Genomic DNA, 16,973 nt, shown 5'->3' with positions numbered 1-16,973 from the left:
AGGTCAGGCTTGTATCAGTACCTCTAGCCATCGCTCTCTAAAGTTTCTAGCCAGACCTCTTGCGGGAGGTGACTAGAAGTGACTAGGGTCCCTGACATGAGCACAGGAAGCGGCACCGTGGAGGTGCACGGTTACGCACTCCGGGTGATCCGCGAGGCCCGCGGGCGCAAGACCGCCGACCTCGCCCAGAGCATCGGCGTCGACCGCTCCTACATCACCCGCATCGAGCTCGGGTACGCGCGCCGCGTCAGCGCCGTCGTCTACTCCCGACTCCTCCGCGAGCTGCAGGTGGACGACCACCGCGCGTTGCTCGCCAACCCCCCGACCCGTGAGGCGGCGGCCTGATGACCGCCGTGACCATCGCCCCGGTCTCGTTCGACTACGACGGCGCTGCCGCCGCGACGGGGCTCTCGCGGGACGTCATCATCCGCGCGGTCCGCGCCGGCGACCTCGTTGCCCACTACCCCGAGGTAGACGGCCGGCAGATCGCCAAGCCCGTCATCGATGCGGACGACCTGCGCGCGTGGGTGCGCCGCGGGAAGCCCGACCGCATCAAGCGCTGACCCCAAGAAAGCAGCGACCCCGCCTCACGGCCTAGGAACCGGGCGGGGCCACCACACACCAAGGAGTCTACCGATGGACACCCCGTACCAGCAGGCGATCCTCGCGGGCCTCTCCCGCAAGTCGTCGCGCGAGATCTACCAGGGCACCGTGCCGGCGCACGTGAAGGCGCAGCGCCGGGCCGCGAACAAGGTCGCCCGCCGCTCCCGCCAGCAGAACCGGGGGCGGTGACGATGAGCATCATCGACCGCATCGGCCGGAAGGTCCGCGACTGGTGGCAGGCCGACCTGGCCATGTGCCCCGTCTGCGGCGACCAGTTCCCCCGGGACCGGATGCACGCGCACCCCGTCGCCGAGCAGATCGACTCCGCCGTCCAGGCGAACCGCGCCCACTGCGGCGCCCGCCATGACTCGGTCCTCAAGCCCGGGAGCTTCTACATCTGCACGCTGACCCCGGACCACGACGGCCCGATGCACGAGTGCTGGTCGGCGTCGCTCCCCAACGGGCCCCGCGCCTCGTGGCCGGTCGAGTCGAACCCGATCGCGGCCGTGGGCGAGAAGGTCGACGCCGACCTCGCCACGGTCACCGAGCTCGGCGACCTCGCCGACGCGATCCGTGACATGGACCCGGCGGCCCTGGACCACGCGTTCGAGGGGATGCTCGACGACTTCCCCGAGCTCGACGCCCTCGTGAGCGACGACGCCGAGGCGTTCGGGAAGGAGTCGGACCGATGAGCACGCACCGCCACTTCCTGGACAAGTCCTGCCAGGTCGTCGTCACGGCGCGCCGCGGCAGCACGCTCGCCCGCTCGTACGAGACCGACTCTGTCTTCGTCGAGGTCCAGGTCGCCCCGCTCGACGCCGTCATGATCGAGGGGCCGCTGCCGAAGCCGTCCTTCGACAAGGGGGCCTACCACGTTGAGCTCGGCCCCGGGTGGGGCGGTCTCGCGGCAGATCCGGCCAAGGGCGACCTGCCTCTCGGTCAGGCGGCCTACCACCGCACCGCTGCCCGTGCCCACGCCGCGCTCGCCGAGAGCCTCGAGAGGCACGAGGCGCAGGTCGAGCGCGCGGTCGCCACGATGACCCGGTCGCTCTCCGGGGCGCACCCGATCGCGACCGTCTCCGCCGACGACGTGCGCACCGTGCTGCGCGCGGCGATCGAGGCTGGCGTCCGGTTCGAGGGGGCGACGTCATGAGCGACGCGATCCCGACCCGCCGCGGCCCCATCCCCGCGAACCCGGTCGTCAGCTTCCACACGGACCACGCCCACACCAGCGAGCGTGAGGGCGACGGCATGGCGCCCGTCTACGAGCTCCGGCACCGCAAGGACGACGAGGAGACGCCCGTCGAGGACGGTCCCCTCAACCCGGCCAACGCCGCCGAGCTGTTCTACTCCCCGTCCGCTGCCGGGCACTTCACCCACACGCACCACGCAGGGGCGCCCGTCGACTACCACGCCGTCGGTCGTGCGGTCGACGTCCCGCAGACGCCCGAGCAGAAGGCTGCTGGCGAGGAGTTCGCCCGCGCCATCATGGCCGGCGAGGGCGAGCGCAACTTCGACGAGCACCTCTCCGACAGGGACAGGGCGCTGCTGGCGGCCGCCGACAGGGCCGAGCGTGAGCGTCTCGACGTCGCCGCACTCCGCGCCGCAGCCCCGCTGCTCGACAAGGCAGGCATCCCGTCCGCCATGGTCGAGGGCCTGGCCGTCGCGCACGAGCAGGACGCCGAGCTCGACACGCTCGGGTCGCTCGGCGGCTCCGTCACCGCGTTCGACAAGGGCGAGGCGTCCGGCATCGAGCTCGGCCGGCTGCAGGCGATCAAGGTCATCGAGCGCCACAAGGCGGCGCTCAAGGACGACCCCGACGAGTACGCCGTCTCGATCCTCGACGACATCGTGCTCGACCTCATGAACGGGGCGACGTCATGACCCCGGCCGAGGCTCTCGCAGCCGCCGCTCGGGCCACCCTCGCCCGCAACTCCGAGACCTGGCGCGACCCGGCTGTCGAGCCGGCGCCCGTCATCCCGGCCATCGCGCACACGCAGGCCGCACTCCCCATGGTCTACGCGCTCGACCGGGCGATGGAGGCCGTCGTCGACGCCGCCGTGAAGCTCGTCGACGAGGGGGGCCTCGAGGACCCGAACGGCATCGTCGGCGTCCTTGTCCCGACGTTCGCGCTCGACCGCCTGCGCGCCGCCGTCACCAAGCTGCGCGACATCCCCACCGGCGCACCGCTCGGGCGGAGGTGGAAGCCGTGACCACCTGGCGCGAGACGAACGCCCGCCGTCGTGCGGAGCGCGTCGAGGACATCGTCGCCCACCTCAGGGCGCAGGCGGCTGCGGGCTACAGCCTGTTCGCCGCCGCCCGGGAGCGCGGCCAGTCCGCCCGCACCCTCCGCCGCTGGCTCAACCGCCACGACCACCACGACCTCGTCGTGCGGCTCGAGCGGAACGGCGGCGGCATCCGAGTCCCGTGGTGGGTGCGCCGATGAGCGACGCCTGGCACGACATGCGCGAGGAGGAGCGGTCCGAGCGCCGGCGACAGCGCCAGCACTACCGCACCGACCCGCCCGCCACCGACATCCACAGCCCCCAGGCAGCAGCCGAAGGCCGGCGCGCCGAGCTTCCCCCGGAGAACCGATGAGCACCGAGACCACCGCCGGCGAGATCGCCGGCCGCCTGCACTTCGCCGGCGACATCCGCGCCCGCATGGACCAGAACCTCGTCGGCCCGGGCGAGGACGGCCGCGTCTTCCGCCCCGTGATGACCGAGTACGACGAGGCCGCCGACGTCACGACCGTCCACTACGAGGAGGCCTGAGCCATGCCCACCCCCACCGTGAACGTCTCGATCATCCGGAAGCGCTGGACCGGCGCCGACTGGATCACCCACCTGCTGACGTTCCTCATCACCCTGTTCGCCTATGGCGGCCTGGTGTCGCTGGTCCTCGCCGACATCGGCGGCCTGCCGGACCTCGGCTACATCGAGTCCGTGAACCTCGTGCTCCTCGCCCGCCTGCTGTTCGCCACGAGCACCTACCGCGAGTGGACGACCGAGGAGGCGAAGTGATGCACGCCTACCGAGTCGGCGACAAGGTCCGCACCAGCACCCACCGCGGCGCCGTCGGGACCATCGTCCGCCACCACCCCACCCTGCCCGCGTGGATCGTCCAGTTCTACGGCGAGCCCTACCCGCTGGCGTACACCGACGACCGGCTGCGGAGGGTGGCGGACCGATGAGCCAGTACCTGCCCCTCGGCACCCGCGTCACCGCGACCGACACCCTCGTCCGACGCGTCGGGCCCGGCGTCGTGGACGGCCAGTACCAGCCCGAGGCGAAGGAGTGGATCCGCCACGGAGACCAGGCCGCATGGGCTGTGCCGCACCCCGTCGGCGGGGTCATCACCGGGGTCCGCACCCTCGCGAACGGACACCGGCACTGGATCGGCTACGACGAGGGGGTCGCGTTCGTGCCGAGCGCCCACCTCCGCGTCTACGTCATCGCCTTCGACCTGCACCGGCGGCCTGCCTACGCCCTCATCGACGACGTCCGAACGGAGGTGGCCCGATGAACGCCGCCGTCCAGGAGATCGAGCGCGAGGTGCACGAGCTCACCGACCGCATCCGCAACGAGGGCCGGTTCGCCACCCGTGCCGAGAAGCAGCAGCTGCGCCAGATGCGCGCCCGGCTGGTGCTCGCGCGGAAGGGGGTCGTGCGGTGACCGCCCCGAAGCGCATCCAGCTCCGCCGCACGAAGGGGTGGCGCAAGCCCGAGGGCACGATCGTCGTGGCCCGGCCGTCGAAGTGGGGCAACCCGTTCCGTGTCGGTGGCCGGATCGACGCCATCGACTTCCGCTCGGCGGGCGTGCTCATCGCCAGTCGCGCGGAGGCCGTCGCGTACTACCGCTCCCACACCGCGACCTGGCGGCCCGACAAGGTCCGCGCGGTGCAGGCCGAGCTCGCCGGCAAGGACCTCGCATGCTGGTGCCCGCTCGACCAGCCCTGCCACGCCGACGTGCTGCTCGAGATCGCGAACAGGCGCGCCCGATGAGCGCCGTCGAGCAGGCCGCCACCGGAGTCCAGCTCGCCCGGGCCGAGGTGCGCCGCGTCGAGACGCTGCACTACCAGTTCGGGCGGGCCACCAAGCGCGAGGTCGACGAGGCCCGCGCCGTGTACCGCGCCGCGCTCACCGAGCTGCGCGACGCCGAGGAGGTCGAGCAGCGATGACCCTGCGCACCTTCCCCGACGTGATCCAGGGCACCGACGAGTGGAACGACGTCCGCCGCGGCATCGTCACGGCGTCCGTCGTCGGCCAGCTCGTCACCGCGAGCACGCTCAAGGTCGCGGCCAACGACACCTCCCGCGCGGTCACCGCGCTGCTCGTCGCCGAGCGGATCACCGGGTACACCGACCCGACGTACACGAGCGACGACATGTGGCGCGGCATCGAGGACGAGCCTCGTGCCCGCGCCGCCTACGCCGAGCACACGGGCGTCGACGTCGCCGAGATGGGCTTCATGCTCCGCGAGCACCTGTCGTGGAAGCTCGGCTACTCCCCCGACGGCCTCGTCGGCGACGTCGGCCTCATCGAGATCAAGAGCCGCCGGCAGAAGAAGCACCTCGCGACGATCCTCGCCGATGCCGTGCCCGCCGAGAACGTCATGCAGGTCCAGGCGGGCCTCCTCGTCACCGGGCGCGCCTGGTGCGACTACGTCTCCTACTGCGGGGGCATGCCGCTGTACGTGAAGCGCGTGTACCCCGACCGCCGCGTCCACGCGGCCTTCATCCGCGCCGTCCGCGCCTTCGAGGTCACGGCCGCCGAGATGACCTCCCGCTACCACGCCGCCGTCGTCGGGCTGCCGACGACTGAGCGCATCGAACAGGAACTGGTGATCTGACGTGAACGTCATCGAAGCGCGCCGGGCCATCGAGGAGATCCTCGCCTCCATCCCCGACGACGATCTGCCCGAGTTCGACCGGGTGGAGTACGACCCCGACGGCAGGCCGACGGTCTGGTGGGGCGGCTCCGGCTGGGTCCTCGGCAGCGCCAAGCGCGGCGGGAAGCGCGAGCCGCTCATCTACCGCACCTCCGGGTCCTGGGACGCGATCCAGGGCGAGATGCTCCGCCGCGCCGACCGCCGCCTGCTCGACAACGGCGACGACCCGGACGGCGTCCGCCTCGCACGCAAGGAGGTGCGTCGCTGATGGGCATCGGAGACACGATCGCGCCGAACAGCGACCAGCTCGACGCCGTGGATCTGCTCAGCGGGCCGCGCACCTTCACCGTGGAGCGCGTCGTCGTCCGCGAGGGCGCCGAGCAGCCGGTGAACGTCCACCTCAAGGAGTTCCCGCGGCCCTGGCGCCCCGGCAAGTCCATGCGCCGCGTGCTCGTCGACATCTGGGGCGAGGACGAGACCGCGTACGTCGGCAGGCGCCTCACCCTGTGGTGCGACCCGCGCGTGAAGTTCGGCGGCGAGGCCGTCGGCGGCGTGCGCATCACGCACATGAGCCACCTCGACAAGCCGCGCGGAGTGCCGCTCATCATCACCCGCGGGAAGTCCGGCGTGTACCCCGTGAAGCCGCTCGCCGACGACGCGCCCGACCTCCCTGCCGAGCCGCAGCCCACGGCCGAACAGGTGGCCGCGAGCACTGACCTCGCCGAGCTCCGTGACTGGTGGCGCTTCCCCGGACTCCGCGGTGCCATCACCGCGCGCAACGCCGAACTCGAGGCGCTCGACGAGCAGCAGGGCGGTGAGGAGTGATGGCCACCCTGACGTACGACGAGGAGGCCCAGGCCCTCTGCGCCCAGGTCGGCTACGGCGACATCTGGTTCCCCGACAAGGGCGGCTCGACGCGCGAGGCCAAGCAGATCTGCGCCGAGTGCCCCATCGCGACCCGCTGCCTCGAGGTGGCTCTCGCGAACGGCGAGCGGCACGGGATCTGGGGCGGGGTGTCCGAGCGCGATCGCCGCAAGCTCGCCCAGGGTCGCCCGACGGGACCCGAGCGCGAGCACGGGACGGCGCGCGGTTACCGGCAGCACAAGAAGCACGGCGAGGACGTCTGCAAGGCGTGCGACGCCGCGTACTCGGTGTACCAGCGCGAGCACCGCGAGGCTCGCGAGCGACGGGCGGTGGCGGCATGAGCACCCAGCCCTGCGGCAACCCGCGCTGCGGCCGCGCCTACGAGGACACGTCGAGCGGGCGCCACAACCACCGGCTCGTGCATGGTCACGCGCCGCGGCCCGTGCGGACGCCGTACGAGCAGCTGATCCGCGACACCGAGCGGGCCTCGCAGGAGAAGGGCGGTGCAGCGTGACCGCGAACCTCACCATGACCGACCTGTTCTGTGGGGCCGGCGGCAGCTCCACGGGAGCCGTCAGCGTGCCAGGCGTGCAGGTCCGCCTCGCCGCGAACCACTGGGACAAGGCGATCGAGACCCACAACAGCAACCACCCCGACGTCGACCACCTTCAGGCCGACATCTCCCAGACCGACCCGCGGTACGTGCCCGGCACCGACATCCTCTGGGCGTCGCCGGAGTGCACGAACCACTCCCGCGCGAAGGGCCGCAAGGCACCGAAGCAGGCCGACCTGTTCGGCGACGTCCTGCCCGACGAGGCGGCCGAGCGGTCCCGGGCGACCATGTGGGACGTCGTGCGCTTCACCGAGGCCCACGGGTACCGCGCCGTGCTCGTGGAGAACGTCGTCGAGGTCGTCGACTGGGCCAGCCCGACCGGCGTCCTCGGCGGCCTGTTCCAGGCGTGGCTCTCCGCCATGTACTCGATGGGGTACCGGCACCGCATCGTGTCGATGAACAGCATGCACGCGCAGGCGTACGGCGCCCCGGCGCCGCAGTCCCGCGACCGCGTGTACGTGACGTTCTGGCGTGACGGCGAGCGGGCCCCGGACTTCGAGCGCATGCAGCGGCCGCGCGCGTACTGCCCGCGCTGCGACGCCGTCGTGGACGCGATGCAGTGGTGGAAGAAGGGCAACGGCCAGACCCGGCCCGGCCGGTACCGGCAGCAGTACCTCTACCGGTGCCCGAATGCCGCGTGCCGGAACGAGGTCGTCGAGCCGGCCTGGCTCCCCGCGACCTCGATCATCGACTGGTCGAACCCGGGTATCCGGCTCGGCGACCGGGACAAGCCGCTCGCCGAGAAGACGATGCGCCGCATCCAGGTCGGCATCGAGCGGTACTGGGGCCCGATCCTCGCGGAGCACGGCGGCAACCCGTACGACGCCGCGGACCCGAAGCACCCGAGCTTCGGCAACCCGGACTCGTACTACCGGGCCTGGCCGCTGACCGATGTCACGCAGACGATGCACACGCGGGAGTCGAAGGCGCTCGCGTGGCACCCGCTGGCGGTGCCCGTCGAGGGCCGCGAGGGCAAGGTCGCGACGCCGACCGACCGTGCGATGCGCGCCCAGACGACGCGCAACGAGACGGGCCTCGCGTTCCCACCGTTCCTCGCGGAGCTCCGCGGCGGCGGCTCGACGGCCAGGCCGGCGGCGGACCCGCTAGCCACCGTCACGGCGTCCGGCAACCACCACGCGCTCATCCACCGGAACCAGAACAGCCGGGGCACCGGCGCGGGGATGACGACGCCCGTCGGCGAGCCGATCCGCACGCTCACCGCGCAGGGCAACCAGTCCGTGCTGCAGGCCGAGCGGCCCACGCTCGACCTCGACGACGTCCGGTTCCGGATGCTCGAGCCCGACGAGATCAAGCAGGCGATGGCGTTCCCGCGGGAGTACCGCATGGTCGGCAACCGCCGCGAGCAGGTGAAGCTCTCGGGCAATGCCGTCACCCCGCCCGCCGCGCGCGACCTCGTCGCGACCGTCGTCGCGGCCATCACCGGAGAGGAGGTGGCGGCGTGAGCCAGACCTCAGTCGAGCGCGATGAACAGCTCGATCCCCACCACGCGCGCGAGCTCCCGGCCGCCGTCGTCGTCGTACTCGATGTCGACTGGCGCGTCGTCGGGCACACCGTGCTCGTCCGCCCGGGCGACCAGGGCGCGCATCTCACCCCACGTCGCGCCTTCGAACCGGAGCGTGATCGTCTGTCCCAGAGGCATGGGGCCATCGTGCCAGAGGTGGTGCGCTGATGGCCCGCGAGTACGCCCGCTTCAACGTCGCGATCTGGCAGGACGACGACTTCCGCGCCCTGCCGGCCGACGCGCAGCATCTGTACTTCCTGCTCTGGACCCACCCCGAGCTCACCTACTGCGGCGTCGTCGACTGGCGGCCCGGGAAGCTGACCGGCTTCATGCGCGGCCGCACCCGCGACGACCTCGAGACGATCGCCCGGTGCCTCGAGGCGCGCCTCTTCATCGTGATCGACCAAGACACCGAGGAGGTGCTCGTCCGGTCATGGGCCCGATTCGACGGGCTCATGCGCCAGCCGCGCATGGCCGTGTCGTTCGCGAACGCGTTCGCCGGCGTCGGCTCCACCACCATCCGCGGGGTGCTCGTGCACGAGGCGCGGAAGATCCAGAAGCGGGAGCCCGACCTCGCCGGGTGGAGCAAGCCGTCGGTCGCCGAGCTGCTCGAGCGTGAGCCTCTGGACCCGCGCTCCCGGCCGCTGCCTGAGGACCCGTTTGGGTCCGGTTTCGGTACCGGTTTGGGTCCTGTTTCGGTCCCGTTTGGGGCAAACGCAACCGAAGGTTTGGGTCCCGTTTCGGTACCCCCTACTCCTGCTCCTACTCCTACTCCTAGCTCCGGCTCCCCGGCGGACGCCGCCGCCGAGGACCCGAAGCCCAAGCCGGAGCGCACCAACTCCAACGCCGTGCTCCTGGCCGCCGGACTCGGGGACGACGACCGGAAGGCGTTCCTCGCACACCTGCGGGAGGCCGGCGCCCGGTCACCGAGCGCGGTCGTCCTGTCGCTCGACGCCAACGGCCAGCTCGCCGACCGCATCGCCGAGTGGCGCGACGTCGAGGCCTCCAAGCCGAAGCGTCCGAACGTCGGCGTCGACGAGTGGCTCCTGCGGTGAGCGCCGTCGTCGAGGTCCAGACCGCCGAGCAGTCGGTCGTCGGCGCCTGCCTCCTCGAGCCCGCGACCGCCGTCCGCCAGTGCGCCGAGGAGGTCACGGGCGACGACTTCCGCGATCCCGTGCTCGGGGCGCTGTACGAGCTCGTCGTCCGCCGCTACCTCTCCCGCGAGCCCGTCGACCTCACCCTGCTGCTGCCGGCGATCCGCGAGGCGGGCATCAAGGTCGACGCGTCGTACCTGCACGACCTGGTGTCCGGTGTGCCGACGGCGTCGAACGCCGGCTTCTACGCCCGCCGCGTCGCCGAGTACGCCCTGCGCCGTCGCCTCGCCGCGACGGGGATCCGCTTCCAGCAGCTCGCGGAGGTGGACGAGGACGAGGGCTCGATGATGGCGCACGCCCGCGAGGAGTGGCAGAGCGTGTCCGGGAAGGCCGTCGGCCGGCTGCGGACGAAGACGCTCGGCGAGGTGCTCGAGGGCTCCGACGAGTACGACTGGCTGATCCCGAACCTGCTCGAGCGCATGGACCGCCTCATCCTCACGGGCGGGGAGGGTGCGGGGAAGTCGACGTTCGTGCGGCAGCTCGCGGTCCTCGCGGCCGCCGGCGTGCACCCGATGCTGTTCAGCCACATCGACCCGGTGCGCGTCCTCGTGATCGACGCGGAGAACACCGAGCGGCAGTGGCGGCGGGCCGTGCGCGTGATGGCGACGAAGGCGCGGCAGGCGGGCGCCGTCGACCCGCGCGAGACGCTGCACATGGCGTGCGTGGACGAGATGCCGTCTGGGCGCCTCAACCTCACGGACGAGCGCGACCTGAGCCTCGTGCACCGCAAGGTCGACGAGCACCAGCCCGACCTCCTCGTGATCGGCCCGCTGTACAAGCTCGTGCCGAAGGCGATCAACAACGACGACGACGCGGCCCCGCTCATCAACGCGCTCGACGGGCTGCGCGCCCGGGGCATGGCGCTCGTGATGGAGGCGCACGCCGGCAAGGGCCTCGGCGCGGCCGGGGAGCGCGACCTCGCGCCGCGTGGCTCGGCGGCCCTCATGGGCTGGCCTGAGTTCGGTCTTGGGCTTCGCGCGGACCGTGAGGCGCTGGCGCAGCTCGCCGAGGGCGAGAAGCCGACGGTCTTCCAGTTCGTGCGCTGGCGGGGCGACCGTGACGAGCGCGCCTGGCCGGACCGGATCGTCCGCGGCGGCGAGTGGCCGTGGACGGATGAGCGCAGAGCGACGAACCGCACGTGGGCGCCGTCCGGTGCCGCGTGGAGCCCCAGCGACGCCGGGAGGACGGCATGAAGAAGCACGCGTACACCGTGGTCGACCGCGCCAAGATGCGGGCGACGACGAAGACCCGGGATGAGGCGCAGGCGGTCGCGCTGGCCCACCTCGCGAGCCATATGGAGGTGGCGGGATGAAGGTCGTCGGCCTGGACCTGTCCCTGACGAGCACCGGCGTCGCCTCCGTCGTCCCCGACGCCGTCGCCCCCGTCATGGTCGACCGCATCCGGACCAAGCCGCTCGGATCGAGCCTCGCCGACCGCCGGCTCCGCCTGCTCACGATCGTCGACGGTGTCCGCGACTGGACTCGCACGCGGACCGACCTCGCGGTCGTCGAGGGCCTCGCGTTCTCGTCCCGCAGCGGGCAGGCGTCGGAGCGTGCCGGGCTGTGGTGGCTGGTCGTGGACAGCTTGCTCGCCCGCGACATCCCCGTCGCCGTCGTCACCCCGACGGCCCGCGCGAAGTACGCCACCGGCAAGGGCAACGCGGGCAAGGACGAGGTGCTCGCCGCCGTCGTCCGCCGCTACCCCGACGTCGAGACCCGCGGCAACGACGAGGCCGACGCGCTCATGCTCGCCGCGATGGGGGCCCGCGCCCTCGGCCACCCGATCGACGACCTGCCGAAGACCCACACCGACGCCATGGCGAAGGTCGCGTGGCCCGAGCTCTCGGAGGACCAGCCGTGATCGCCCCCGTGCCGAAGGACGACCCGCGCATCGACGACACCGCGCGCGCCATCCGCGACGGCTACAACCCGCCCTGGCCGCCCTGGGAGCACCTGTCCCCCGGCGCCAAGAACCAGTGCCGTCAGTCCGCGAGGTACGCCCTCGCACGACTGGACGCCGAGATTGAACCCGAGGAGCTCACATGACCGGCATCCTGACCGCCCTCTGGCGGCTCGCGAACCCCGTCGTCGGCACCCTCTGCGGGCAGCGGCCGCCGCAGATGATCGCCGGCTACCGGTTCGGCGGCCACCGGCTCGGGCGCTGCGTCCTCGACCCCGGCCGCCCCGGCGACGCGCACATGGACTCGCGCGGCAACACGTGGGCGACCGTCGAGATCGAGTACGACGAGGAGGACGACGCATGAAGACGCTCGACGAGCTGATCCGCACGTACGGCGGCGGACCCGGCGTGACCGAGGAGGTCTGGCTGCCCTCATCGCAGGTGCGGCAGGTGATCGCGGACCGCGAGCGCACAGCAGCGGCGAAGGCGCTGCGGGACGCGGCGTCGGAGCAGGCCGTCATGCAGTACCAGGGCAGCGACTACCCAGTCAGGGCCGTGCCTCTCGCGGTGCTGTTCGATGTGGCTACCCGCATCGAGAGGGGTGAGGGATGAGCGCCCCGACCCCACGCCAGGTGAAGGCGGCGGTCACCGAGGGCAACGCGATCCCCGGCATCTACCCCAACGCCACCCCGCCCTACGTCCGCGGCACCACCGGCCTCACCTACGAGATCACCGCCGGCGTCGCATCCATCGACCTCGCGCTCCGACGCCTGCAGGCCGTCATCCTCGAGCACCCCGACCTCGGCCCCGACATCGACGTGCTCCTCGACGCCCGCAACGAGCTCACCCAGACTGGCCACGCGAACGAGGCGTCATGACGGTCAGTTACTACGGCGGCAAATCCCCGTTGTCAGAGCGCACCCGTGCGAGCAACCGCCCGGAGATGTCCCGGCCCGGCCAGAACTTCCGAGGCTTCGACGTCCACGCGGCACAGGCCGCAGTGATCGCGAGGCACACCTCGATCGTGTGGTGCGTCCGGTCCTTCTCGCTCCACGCCAGATCCTCAGATACGTCGCGCCACACCTTGCCGAGGTGCGACACCGTCAATCCAAGCCCGTACCTGGCCGGAGCTACCCACCGAGCCGGTACGAGGAAGAACGCCGGCCGCCACGCCAACCCGCGCACCCTCATGACCTCCATCGCAAGCGCGCGGTGGGGTGCCAACAAGTCCTTCGCGTCGCCCGCGCCGTGCTGCGTCTTCAGCGCGACGAACCAGAGGTACGACGCCGCCTCCTCCAACCGCGTCACAGCGTCGTCGAGTCGGCCCCGTCGCCGCACCAGCGAGTCCCACCACGCCGTGAAGCCGACAGTAACGGCGGCCGCGAGAAGGCCAGCGACCCACCCGCTCATCCCCTCAGACATCTCCATCGCCGAAGCCTCTCAGCACCCCGCTCCGACGGTCGAGACGCCCCGGCACCTTCACCCGGCAACCCAGGAGGACGCCTCGTGACCGACACCCGCTGCCACCACGAGTGGACCCCCACCGACGACGGCACCTTCGCCTGCACCCAGTGCAGCGCCACCACGCACCCGTGCGCCCAGTGCCACGAGCCGCTCGAGACCGCGAACGCCGTCTGCGACCGCTGCGTCACCCGCGCCAAGCGGATCGTCGCCGACGTCGCCGAGTGGATCACCACGTTCGAATTCGGCGTCCAGCTCGTCAACCTCCGCGCCATCCGCTACGACCGCGACAAGATCACCACCAGCGACGACGCCGCCCGCCTCCCCTTCGGCCTCGACCAGGTCATCACCGACCCCGAGGACACCCGCATCGCCGCCGTCAAGCACCCCGACGAGGCCGTCGCCATCCTCCGCGACTGGGCCACCGTCTGGGCCAACACCCGCACCGAGATCGTCGGCGACGACCCCCTCGGCTACCTCCTCGACCGCACCCTCTGGGCCATGCAGAACCAGACCGACAGCGGCTGGGAGCTCTACCACGCCGACGCCCTGCAGGTCCGCGCCACCGTCCGCCGCCTCCTCGGCATCGCCCCCGAGAGGGAGCCTGTCCCCTGCGTCCACTGCGGCGGCCGCATCATCCGCGACTGGACCCACGGCGGCCTCGACGACGTCCGCAAGTGCACCCGCTGCCGCATGGAGTGGCCCACCGAGGCCCGCCTCCACCACACCAACATGCTCGTCCACCAGCAGCTCCCCGACACCCACCCCGACGCCCTCGTCACCACCGAGCAGGCACGCCGCATCTACCCCACCCTCAACGCCGCAACCCTCCGCTCCTGGATCCACCGCGGCCACCTCACCCCCGCCGGCCACGATGTGCGCGGCGCCGACCTGTACCGCCTCGGAGACATCACCGACCGCATGGAAGGACACGTCGCATGAAGCTCCCCGGCCCACGCCACGACGCCGCCCACGCCGCTATCGAGGCCCGCATCGACCAGTACGGCGCCGCGATGCGCGACGCCCTCCTCGCCGCGCTCGGCCTCACGCCGGCCGACGACCCCCGCGATGACATCGCCGTACCCAGCCGGATCCTCGACAGCCACGGCGACGGCCGCCTCACCGTCCACCGCGTGATCCGGACCGTCGTGCTCGAGGTCATCCAGCGTGACGAGCACGGCGACGCCCTCGTCAACGCCGACCGGACCGGGATCGTCACCCGCCGGCGACACGTCCGCCTCACCACCGACCAGGCACGCACCTACCGCGAGCGCACCACCCTCGACACCGCGCTCGCCACCATCCAGCAGGAGGACGCATGACCGACCGCCAGCCGCCCGAGCCTGGCTACGTCCAGATCACCGACGACGAGTTCAACGCCATCATCGCCCGCCTGCAGGACCGCGCCGCCCGCCGATGGAACCGGCGCCGCGACTGGGCCGTCGGCATCCTCACCGGCGCCGTCGGCCTCGCGGCCGGCGTGCTCGCCGCCCTGCTCGTCCGGAGCGTCGGATGAGCCACTGGATCGAGCAGCTCGGCGCCTGGGCGCTCGACGCCCAGCCTGGCGAACAGGCGCACGTCACCGACCGCACCACCGGCGCGGCCTACACCGTCACCGTCGGTGAGCACATCCAGCCCGACCGCAGCGACGCCCGCATCTACGTCCCCCACGAGCACGCCTGGGTCTACCACCAGACCCTCTGCTCCCCCACCATCACCGCGCACTGCGCCTGCGGGGCCACCGCCACCGTCGAAGACTCGGACCAGGAGGACACCATGCCCACCACTCACCGGATCGACGAGGCCCGACAGCGCCGCGACCGCCACATCGCCGAACTCCTCGGCCTCGACCCCGACCAGACCGCCAACATCGACGTCGAGCGCGCACCCGTCGAGCAGAACCGGCCGAGCATCGCCGAGCGCATGCGCATCGAACCGGCGTACCGGCCCGAACCCAAGCCCGAGCGCGTCACATGGATCCACGCCGGCGACGGCCCCTGGCCCGAGCACAGCCACGAGCGCCTCGAGGCCAGAGCGCACCCCGTCCTCGGCTGGGACCGCGAGCACCTCCACGCCGAGACGTGGGCCGCCATCATCGCCGCCGACGACGAGTACGCCGCCACCTTCACCGAGGAGCGCCGATGACCACGCTCACCGACTTCCTCACCGCCCGCTACAACGACGTCGAGCGAGCGCTCGCACTGCCCGACTTCATCGAGGAGGACAGCGCCCGGGGCCCCGGCTGGGGCAACCGGGGGCACTGCCCCATCTGCAACGCCTACCAGTTCAGCGGGTACGAGTCCGTCACCGAGGATGCCTGGTACGAGCACGCCGAGGACGTACACCAGCGCACACGTGCGCTCGCCGAGGTCGAGGCGAAGCGGCGGATCGTGGAGATGCACGCCGGTATCGCGGACCTCGACCCCACCCCCGCCGAGATCATCGGCATGCAGCGCTCGCTCGGCAAGGTGGTCGCCATCCTCGCCCTGCCCTACGCCGACCACCCGGACTACGACGAGGAGGCGTGGCGGCCATGAGCACCATCGACCGCATCATGCACGCACTCGGCTGGCAGCGAGTGCAGGAGGACCAGCGACCCGAGGCGCCCGTCCTCGCCGAGCTGCGCGGGCTCTTCGGCACCCAGCAGCAGGACACTTACCTCGCCTTCCTCGAGCAGACCGTCCAGATGGCGAAGGCCGGCGCCCTCCTCGACCTGCCCACCCTCGACGCGCTGTGCCACCTCGCCGCCACCCGATGCCTCACCCCGGCCACCGTGCAGGCCCTGCACCACGCGGGCATCGACACCACCCCGTGGCCCACCACCCCGAGCACCCAGGACACCGCCCGCGACCTCGTAGCCCAGGCCGCACAGTACGGGCAGGCTGTCCTCGACGAGGTCGAAGCACGCTGGCCGACCATCCAAGCCACCCTCGACGCCGTGCCTCCCGGACACCGAGCAGCCGTCGCCGACATCCTCCGCGGCCAAGCCATCGAAGCCGCCCGCGCCAGAACCCTCGACACCTGACACGACACACGCGATGTCACCAGCGGAATCACACGAGTGTGGGTATCCTGGGTGCAACGCCTCCGAGGTTTCACCGACCCCGGAACCAGAACGCCCCCGCAGCCCAACGGCTCCCGGGGGCGTTCCGCGTTCGGTGTTTCCCTCGACCGACAAGCACCCAGGTGGGACCATCGGTGCATGACGGTGGCGATGAGCGACGACGACCGCCCGGACTGGCTCCGGGCGTACGTCAAGGCGAACGCGGAGGCCTTCGCGCCACTCCAGCGGCTCGCTACCCAGATGATGGCACCGCTCGCCGAGACGATGGCGAGCCTCAGCGCCAGCCAGATGCAACCGCTGCGAGACGCGATCAACGCGCACTTCAAGCCCACGGGGCTCCAAGTAGTCCGCCCGATCACGCCGAACTTCACCAGGTACATCGCCGACCTCGGCGACCTCGGTGGACTGCAGGCCACCATCCGTCAGTTCCAGCAGGCACAAGTCGCGGCCCTCTTCACGCCTGAACTCCGGGCTTCACTCGCCTCGATCGCTGACGCAGCCCGGCGGATCGGCAACGATGAAGCCGCCCGCCAGGAGGCGGTTAGAACCGTCGCCACGACCGCCAAGGTCGATACGGACGACGCGCTCGCGCTCAGCGACCAGCTCACCGCCGACATCAAGCGCCAAGCCGCCGACGACCCCGACATCGCGGCTCTCCAAGACGCCGCGACCGCCGGCCTTTCGGCCGACCAGAAACGCAAGCTGAAGTCGTTCCTGGGCCACTGGTTCGGCGCCTTCACCATCGAGATCGGGACCGGCCTCGCTGTGTTCGAGGACACCGAGTACGTGGGCGAAGTGTTCCTCTGGGCCGCGACCCTCGCCACGGTCTGGGCCATCGCCTGGATCACGATCATCGGGCCCGCGCTCGACAGCGACTGAGGGCACCACCCCGGGCCACCACCCC

The 16,973-nt window shown here is 71.6% G+C and carries 39 protein-coding genes; 37 read left to right on the top strand and 2 right to left on the bottom strand.

Features of this window, described 5'->3' with window-relative positions:
- Positions 1 to 96: 96 nt before the first annotated feature.
- The 22 genes from ACFQ8Y_RS14480 (at position 97) to ACFQ8Y_RS14375 (ending at position 8,432) form a co-directional block, all read left to right on the top strand.
- Positions 97 to 345, top strand: a complete 249-nt coding sequence (locus ACFQ8Y_RS14480) for a helix-turn-helix domain-containing protein (RefSeq protein WP_430585920.1) — start codon at positions 97 to 99, stop codon at positions 343 to 345.
- Entirely contained in the window at positions 345 to 563 is a 219-nt protein-coding gene (locus ACFQ8Y_RS14475) for a hypothetical protein (protein ID WP_430585919.1), read from the top strand. The genes ACFQ8Y_RS14480 and ACFQ8Y_RS14475 overlap by 1 nt, the downstream gene beginning before the upstream one ends.
- Positions 564 to 636: 73 nt before the next feature.
- Positions 637 to 792: a hypothetical protein gene (locus tag ACFQ8Y_RS14470; RefSeq protein WP_430585918.1), complete on the top strand. Its 156-nt coding sequence runs from the start codon at positions 637 to 639 to the stop codon at positions 790 to 792.
- A gap of 2 nt (positions 793 to 794) precedes the next feature.
- Positions 795 to 1,295: a hypothetical protein gene (locus tag ACFQ8Y_RS14465; protein WP_430585917.1), complete on the top strand. Its 501-nt coding sequence runs from the start codon at positions 795 to 797 to the stop codon at positions 1,293 to 1,295.
- The gene (locus tag ACFQ8Y_RS14460; RefSeq protein WP_430585916.1) at positions 1,292 to 1,756 is read left to right on the top strand and encodes a hypothetical protein; all 465 of its coding nucleotides are present in this window, start codon (positions 1,292 to 1,294) and stop codon (positions 1,754 to 1,756) included. The genes ACFQ8Y_RS14465 and ACFQ8Y_RS14460 overlap by 4 nt, the downstream gene beginning before the upstream one ends.
- On the top strand, positions 1,753 to 2,487 hold the full coding sequence (locus ACFQ8Y_RS14455; RefSeq protein WP_430585915.1) for a hypothetical protein: 735 nt from the start codon (positions 1,753 to 1,755) through the stop codon (positions 2,485 to 2,487). The genes ACFQ8Y_RS14460 and ACFQ8Y_RS14455 overlap by 4 nt, the downstream gene beginning before the upstream one ends.
- Positions 2,484 to 2,816: a hypothetical protein gene (locus ACFQ8Y_RS14450; RefSeq protein ID WP_430585914.1), complete on the top strand. Its 333-nt coding sequence runs from the start codon at positions 2,484 to 2,486 to the stop codon at positions 2,814 to 2,816. Before ACFQ8Y_RS14455 ends, ACFQ8Y_RS14450 begins: the two co-directional genes overlap by 4 nt.
- A complete protein-coding gene (locus ACFQ8Y_RS14445) occupies positions 2,813 to 3,049 on the top strand; it encodes a hypothetical protein (protein WP_430585913.1) in 237 nt (78 codons plus the stop codon). The genes ACFQ8Y_RS14450 and ACFQ8Y_RS14445 overlap by 4 nt, the downstream gene beginning before the upstream one ends.
- A complete protein-coding gene (locus ACFQ8Y_RS14440) occupies positions 3,046 to 3,201 on the top strand; it encodes a hypothetical protein (protein ID WP_430585912.1) in 156 nt (51 codons plus the stop codon). The genes ACFQ8Y_RS14445 and ACFQ8Y_RS14440 overlap by 4 nt, the downstream gene beginning before the upstream one ends.
- A complete protein-coding gene (locus ACFQ8Y_RS14435) occupies positions 3,198 to 3,377 on the top strand; it encodes a hypothetical protein (protein WP_430585911.1) in 180 nt (59 codons plus the stop codon). Before ACFQ8Y_RS14440 ends, ACFQ8Y_RS14435 begins: the two co-directional genes overlap by 4 nt.
- 3 nt (positions 3,378 to 3,380) lie before the next feature.
- Entirely contained in the window at positions 3,381 to 3,626 is a 246-nt protein-coding gene (locus ACFQ8Y_RS14430) for a hypothetical protein (RefSeq protein WP_430585910.1), read from the top strand.
- Positions 3,626 to 3,796, top strand: a complete 171-nt coding sequence (locus tag ACFQ8Y_RS14425; protein ID WP_430585909.1) for a hypothetical protein — start codon at positions 3,626 to 3,628, stop codon at positions 3,794 to 3,796. The genes ACFQ8Y_RS14430 and ACFQ8Y_RS14425 overlap by 1 nt, the downstream gene beginning before the upstream one ends.
- Positions 3,793 to 4,128 carry a hypothetical protein gene (locus tag ACFQ8Y_RS14420; protein WP_430585908.1) on the top strand — a complete coding sequence of 112 codons (336 nt, stop codon included), beginning with the start codon at positions 3,793 to 3,795 and terminating at the stop codon, positions 4,126 to 4,128. Before ACFQ8Y_RS14425 ends, ACFQ8Y_RS14420 begins: the two co-directional genes overlap by 4 nt.
- Entirely contained in the window at positions 4,125 to 4,277 is a 153-nt protein-coding gene (locus ACFQ8Y_RS14415; RefSeq protein WP_430585907.1) for a hypothetical protein, read from the top strand. The genes ACFQ8Y_RS14420 and ACFQ8Y_RS14415 overlap by 4 nt, the downstream gene beginning before the upstream one ends.
- A complete protein-coding gene (locus ACFQ8Y_RS14410) occupies positions 4,274 to 4,606 on the top strand; it encodes a DUF4326 domain-containing protein (protein ID WP_430585906.1) in 333 nt (110 codons plus the stop codon). Before ACFQ8Y_RS14415 ends, ACFQ8Y_RS14410 begins: the two co-directional genes overlap by 4 nt.
- Entirely contained in the window at positions 4,603 to 4,782 is a 180-nt protein-coding gene (locus tag ACFQ8Y_RS14405; protein ID WP_430585905.1) for a hypothetical protein, read from the top strand. The genes ACFQ8Y_RS14410 and ACFQ8Y_RS14405 overlap by 4 nt, the downstream gene beginning before the upstream one ends.
- Positions 4,779 to 5,453, top strand: a complete 675-nt coding sequence (locus ACFQ8Y_RS14400; protein ID WP_430585904.1) for a lambda exonuclease family protein — start codon at positions 4,779 to 4,781, stop codon at positions 5,451 to 5,453. Before ACFQ8Y_RS14405 ends, ACFQ8Y_RS14400 begins: the two co-directional genes overlap by 4 nt.
- 1 nt (position 5,454) lies before the next feature.
- Positions 5,455 to 5,760, top strand: a complete 306-nt coding sequence (locus ACFQ8Y_RS14395; protein WP_430585903.1) for a hypothetical protein — start codon at positions 5,455 to 5,457, stop codon at positions 5,758 to 5,760.
- Complete coding sequence (locus ACFQ8Y_RS14390) at positions 5,760 to 6,317, top strand: hypothetical protein (RefSeq protein ID WP_430585902.1); 558 nt, start codon at positions 5,760 to 5,762, stop codon at positions 6,315 to 6,317. Before ACFQ8Y_RS14395 ends, ACFQ8Y_RS14390 begins: the two co-directional genes overlap by 1 nt.
- On the top strand, positions 6,317 to 6,697 hold the full coding sequence (locus ACFQ8Y_RS14385; RefSeq protein WP_430585901.1) for a WhiB family transcriptional regulator: 381 nt from the start codon (positions 6,317 to 6,319) through the stop codon (positions 6,695 to 6,697). Before ACFQ8Y_RS14390 ends, ACFQ8Y_RS14385 begins: the two co-directional genes overlap by 1 nt.
- Entirely contained in the window at positions 6,694 to 6,870 is a 177-nt protein-coding gene (locus tag ACFQ8Y_RS14380) for a hypothetical protein (protein ID WP_430585900.1), read from the top strand. The genes ACFQ8Y_RS14385 and ACFQ8Y_RS14380 overlap by 4 nt, the downstream gene beginning before the upstream one ends.
- Positions 6,867 to 8,432 carry a DNA cytosine methyltransferase gene (locus tag ACFQ8Y_RS14375; protein ID WP_430585899.1) on the top strand — a complete coding sequence of 522 codons (1,566 nt, stop codon included), beginning with the start codon at positions 6,867 to 6,869 and terminating at the stop codon, positions 8,430 to 8,432. Before ACFQ8Y_RS14380 ends, ACFQ8Y_RS14375 begins: the two co-directional genes overlap by 4 nt.
- Before the next feature lie 8 nt (positions 8,433 to 8,440).
- Here the strand turns inward: ACFQ8Y_RS14375 and ACFQ8Y_RS14370 are convergent, their stop codons facing one another.
- The gene (locus tag ACFQ8Y_RS14370; protein ID WP_430585898.1) at positions 8,441 to 8,629 is read right to left on the bottom strand and encodes a hypothetical protein; all 189 of its coding nucleotides are present in this window, start codon (positions 8,627 to 8,629) and stop codon (positions 8,441 to 8,443) included.
- Positions 8,630 to 8,658: 29 nt separating this feature from the next.
- Between ACFQ8Y_RS14370 and ACFQ8Y_RS14365 the strand changes: the two genes are divergently transcribed.
- The 8 genes from ACFQ8Y_RS14365 to ACFQ8Y_RS14330 are packed head-to-tail and all read left to right on the top strand — an operon-like array spanning position 8,659 to position 12,422.
- The gene (locus ACFQ8Y_RS14365; protein ID WP_430585897.1) at positions 8,659 to 9,546 is read left to right on the top strand and encodes a hypothetical protein; all 888 of its coding nucleotides are present in this window, start codon (positions 8,659 to 8,661) and stop codon (positions 9,544 to 9,546) included.
- Positions 9,543 to 10,838, top strand: coding sequence for an AAA family ATPase (locus ACFQ8Y_RS14360; RefSeq protein ID WP_430585896.1), 1,296 nt, complete (start codon positions 9,543 to 9,545; stop codon positions 10,836 to 10,838). The genes ACFQ8Y_RS14365 and ACFQ8Y_RS14360 overlap by 4 nt, the downstream gene beginning before the upstream one ends.
- Complete coding sequence (locus ACFQ8Y_RS14355; protein ID WP_430585895.1) at positions 10,835 to 10,957, top strand: hypothetical protein; 123 nt, start codon at positions 10,835 to 10,837, stop codon at positions 10,955 to 10,957. Before ACFQ8Y_RS14360 ends, ACFQ8Y_RS14355 begins: the two co-directional genes overlap by 4 nt.
- Complete coding sequence (locus ACFQ8Y_RS14350) at positions 10,954 to 11,505, top strand: hypothetical protein (protein ID WP_430585894.1); 552 nt, start codon at positions 10,954 to 10,956, stop codon at positions 11,503 to 11,505. Before ACFQ8Y_RS14355 ends, ACFQ8Y_RS14350 begins: the two co-directional genes overlap by 4 nt.
- Positions 11,502 to 11,690, top strand: coding sequence for a hypothetical protein (locus ACFQ8Y_RS14345; protein ID WP_430585893.1), 189 nt, complete (start codon positions 11,502 to 11,504; stop codon positions 11,688 to 11,690). The genes ACFQ8Y_RS14350 and ACFQ8Y_RS14345 overlap by 4 nt, the downstream gene beginning before the upstream one ends.
- Complete coding sequence (locus tag ACFQ8Y_RS14340; RefSeq protein ID WP_430585892.1) at positions 11,687 to 11,908, top strand: hypothetical protein; 222 nt, start codon at positions 11,687 to 11,689, stop codon at positions 11,906 to 11,908. The genes ACFQ8Y_RS14345 and ACFQ8Y_RS14340 overlap by 4 nt, the downstream gene beginning before the upstream one ends.
- The gene (locus tag ACFQ8Y_RS14335; RefSeq protein WP_430585891.1) at positions 11,905 to 12,156 is read left to right on the top strand and encodes a hypothetical protein; all 252 of its coding nucleotides are present in this window, start codon (positions 11,905 to 11,907) and stop codon (positions 12,154 to 12,156) included. The genes ACFQ8Y_RS14340 and ACFQ8Y_RS14335 overlap by 4 nt, the downstream gene beginning before the upstream one ends.
- On the top strand, positions 12,153 to 12,422 hold the full coding sequence (locus tag ACFQ8Y_RS14330; protein WP_430585890.1) for a hypothetical protein: 270 nt from the start codon (positions 12,153 to 12,155) through the stop codon (positions 12,420 to 12,422). The genes ACFQ8Y_RS14335 and ACFQ8Y_RS14330 overlap by 4 nt, the downstream gene beginning before the upstream one ends.
- Before the next feature lie 10 nt (positions 12,423 to 12,432).
- Here ACFQ8Y_RS14330 and ACFQ8Y_RS14325 read toward each other — a convergent pair whose 3' ends face one another.
- Positions 12,433 to 12,972, bottom strand: coding sequence for a hypothetical protein (locus ACFQ8Y_RS14325; RefSeq protein WP_430585889.1), 540 nt, complete (start codon positions 12,970 to 12,972; stop codon positions 12,433 to 12,435).
- A gap of 78 nt (positions 12,973 to 13,050) precedes the next feature.
- On the opposite strand from ACFQ8Y_RS14325, the gene ACFQ8Y_RS14320 reads away from it, so the two are divergent.
- From ACFQ8Y_RS14320 to ACFQ8Y_RS14290, 7 genes are all read left to right on the top strand, one after another.
- Positions 13,051 to 13,947: a hypothetical protein gene (locus tag ACFQ8Y_RS14320; protein ID WP_430585888.1), complete on the top strand. Its 897-nt coding sequence runs from the start codon at positions 13,051 to 13,053 to the stop codon at positions 13,945 to 13,947.
- On the top strand, positions 13,944 to 14,327 hold the full coding sequence (locus ACFQ8Y_RS14315) for a hypothetical protein (RefSeq protein ID WP_430585887.1): 384 nt from the start codon (positions 13,944 to 13,946) through the stop codon (positions 14,325 to 14,327). The genes ACFQ8Y_RS14320 and ACFQ8Y_RS14315 overlap by 4 nt, the downstream gene beginning before the upstream one ends.
- Positions 14,324 to 14,521, top strand: coding sequence for a hypothetical protein (locus ACFQ8Y_RS14310; protein WP_430585886.1), 198 nt, complete (start codon positions 14,324 to 14,326; stop codon positions 14,519 to 14,521). The genes ACFQ8Y_RS14315 and ACFQ8Y_RS14310 overlap by 4 nt, the downstream gene beginning before the upstream one ends.
- Positions 14,518 to 15,150: a hypothetical protein gene (locus ACFQ8Y_RS14305; protein WP_430585885.1), complete on the top strand. Its 633-nt coding sequence runs from the start codon at positions 14,518 to 14,520 to the stop codon at positions 15,148 to 15,150. The genes ACFQ8Y_RS14310 and ACFQ8Y_RS14305 overlap by 4 nt, the downstream gene beginning before the upstream one ends.
- Positions 15,147 to 15,542, top strand: a complete 396-nt coding sequence (locus ACFQ8Y_RS14300; RefSeq protein WP_430585884.1) for a DUF6221 family protein — start codon at positions 15,147 to 15,149, stop codon at positions 15,540 to 15,542. The genes ACFQ8Y_RS14305 and ACFQ8Y_RS14300 overlap by 4 nt, the downstream gene beginning before the upstream one ends.
- Positions 15,539 to 16,030, top strand: a complete 492-nt coding sequence (locus ACFQ8Y_RS14295) for a hypothetical protein (RefSeq protein WP_430585883.1) — start codon at positions 15,539 to 15,541, stop codon at positions 16,028 to 16,030. Before ACFQ8Y_RS14300 ends, ACFQ8Y_RS14295 begins: the two co-directional genes overlap by 4 nt.
- 177 nt (positions 16,031 to 16,207) lie before the next feature.
- A complete protein-coding gene (locus ACFQ8Y_RS14290) occupies positions 16,208 to 16,948 on the top strand; it encodes a hypothetical protein (RefSeq protein ID WP_430585882.1) in 741 nt (246 codons plus the stop codon).
- Positions 16,949 to 16,973 lie beyond the last annotated feature (25 nt).

This window comes from Isoptericola sp. NPDC056605, from assembly GCF_042792795.1.
Taxonomy (GTDB): Bacteria; Actinomycetota; Actinomycetes; order Actinomycetales; family Cellulomonadaceae; genus Isoptericola.
Note: the sequence above shows the minus strand (reverse complement) of the source record. Positions and strands in the feature narration are given on the sequence as shown.

Coding starts and splice junctions, on each gene's coding strand:
- ACFQ8Y_RS14480 (WP_430585920.1), top strand. CDS start 97: ATGAGCACAGGAAGCGGCACCGTGGAGGTGCACGGTTACGCACTCCGG.
- ACFQ8Y_RS14475 (WP_430585919.1), top strand. CDS start 345: ATGACCGCCGTGACCATCGCCCCGGTCTCGTTCGACTACGACGGCGCT.
- ACFQ8Y_RS14470 (WP_430585918.1), top strand. CDS start 637: ATGGACACCCCGTACCAGCAGGCGATCCTCGCGGGCCTCTCCCGCAAG.
- ACFQ8Y_RS14465 (WP_430585917.1), top strand. CDS start 795: ATGAGCATCATCGACCGCATCGGCCGGAAGGTCCGCGACTGGTGGCAG.
- ACFQ8Y_RS14460 (WP_430585916.1), top strand. CDS start 1,292: ATGAGCACGCACCGCCACTTCCTGGACAAGTCCTGCCAGGTCGTCGTC.
- ACFQ8Y_RS14455 (WP_430585915.1), top strand. CDS start 1,753: ATGAGCGACGCGATCCCGACCCGCCGCGGCCCCATCCCCGCGAACCCG.
- ACFQ8Y_RS14450 (WP_430585914.1), top strand. CDS start 2,484: ATGACCCCGGCCGAGGCTCTCGCAGCCGCCGCTCGGGCCACCCTCGCC.
- ACFQ8Y_RS14440 (WP_430585912.1), top strand. CDS start 3,046: ATGAGCGACGCCTGGCACGACATGCGCGAGGAGGAGCGGTCCGAGCGC.
- ACFQ8Y_RS14435 (WP_430585911.1), top strand. CDS start 3,198: ATGAGCACCGAGACCACCGCCGGCGAGATCGCCGGCCGCCTGCACTTC.
- ACFQ8Y_RS14430 (WP_430585910.1), top strand. CDS start 3,381: ATGCCCACCCCCACCGTGAACGTCTCGATCATCCGGAAGCGCTGGACC.
- ACFQ8Y_RS14425 (WP_430585909.1), top strand. CDS start 3,626: ATGCACGCCTACCGAGTCGGCGACAAGGTCCGCACCAGCACCCACCGC.
- ACFQ8Y_RS14420 (WP_430585908.1), top strand. CDS start 3,793: ATGAGCCAGTACCTGCCCCTCGGCACCCGCGTCACCGCGACCGACACC.
- ACFQ8Y_RS14415 (WP_430585907.1), top strand. CDS start 4,125: ATGAACGCCGCCGTCCAGGAGATCGAGCGCGAGGTGCACGAGCTCACC.
- ACFQ8Y_RS14405 (WP_430585905.1), top strand. CDS start 4,603: ATGAGCGCCGTCGAGCAGGCCGCCACCGGAGTCCAGCTCGCCCGGGCC.
- ACFQ8Y_RS14400 (WP_430585904.1), top strand. CDS start 4,779: ATGACCCTGCGCACCTTCCCCGACGTGATCCAGGGCACCGACGAGTGG.
- ACFQ8Y_RS14390 (WP_430585902.1), top strand. CDS start 5,760: ATGGGCATCGGAGACACGATCGCGCCGAACAGCGACCAGCTCGACGCC.
- ACFQ8Y_RS14385 (WP_430585901.1), top strand. CDS start 6,317: ATGGCCACCCTGACGTACGACGAGGAGGCCCAGGCCCTCTGCGCCCAG.
- ACFQ8Y_RS14380 (WP_430585900.1), top strand. CDS start 6,694: ATGAGCACCCAGCCCTGCGGCAACCCGCGCTGCGGCCGCGCCTACGAG.
- ACFQ8Y_RS14370 (WP_430585898.1), bottom strand. CDS start 8,629: ATGCCTCTGGGACAGACGATCACGCTCCGGTTCGAAGGCGCGACGTGG.
- ACFQ8Y_RS14365 (WP_430585897.1), top strand. CDS start 8,659: ATGGCCCGCGAGTACGCCCGCTTCAACGTCGCGATCTGGCAGGACGAC.
- ACFQ8Y_RS14355 (WP_430585895.1), top strand. CDS start 10,835: ATGAAGAAGCACGCGTACACCGTGGTCGACCGCGCCAAGATGCGGGCG.
- ACFQ8Y_RS14350 (WP_430585894.1), top strand. CDS start 10,954: ATGAAGGTCGTCGGCCTGGACCTGTCCCTGACGAGCACCGGCGTCGCC.
- ACFQ8Y_RS14340 (WP_430585892.1), top strand. CDS start 11,687: ATGACCGGCATCCTGACCGCCCTCTGGCGGCTCGCGAACCCCGTCGTC.
- ACFQ8Y_RS14335 (WP_430585891.1), top strand. CDS start 11,905: ATGAAGACGCTCGACGAGCTGATCCGCACGTACGGCGGCGGACCCGGC.
- ACFQ8Y_RS14330 (WP_430585890.1), top strand. CDS start 12,153: ATGAGCGCCCCGACCCCACGCCAGGTGAAGGCGGCGGTCACCGAGGGC.
- ACFQ8Y_RS14325 (WP_430585889.1), bottom strand. CDS start 12,972: ATGGAGATGTCTGAGGGGATGAGCGGGTGGGTCGCTGGCCTTCTCGCG.
- ACFQ8Y_RS14315 (WP_430585887.1), top strand. CDS start 13,944: ATGAAGCTCCCCGGCCCACGCCACGACGCCGCCCACGCCGCTATCGAG.
- ACFQ8Y_RS14310 (WP_430585886.1), top strand. CDS start 14,324: ATGACCGACCGCCAGCCGCCCGAGCCTGGCTACGTCCAGATCACCGAC.
- ACFQ8Y_RS14305 (WP_430585885.1), top strand. CDS start 14,518: ATGAGCCACTGGATCGAGCAGCTCGGCGCCTGGGCGCTCGACGCCCAG.
- ACFQ8Y_RS14300 (WP_430585884.1), top strand. CDS start 15,147: ATGACCACGCTCACCGACTTCCTCACCGCCCGCTACAACGACGTCGAG.
- ACFQ8Y_RS14295 (WP_430585883.1), top strand. CDS start 15,539: ATGAGCACCATCGACCGCATCATGCACGCACTCGGCTGGCAGCGAGTG.
- ACFQ8Y_RS14290 (WP_430585882.1), top strand. CDS start 16,208: ATGACGGTGGCGATGAGCGACGACGACCGCCCGGACTGGCTCCGGGCG.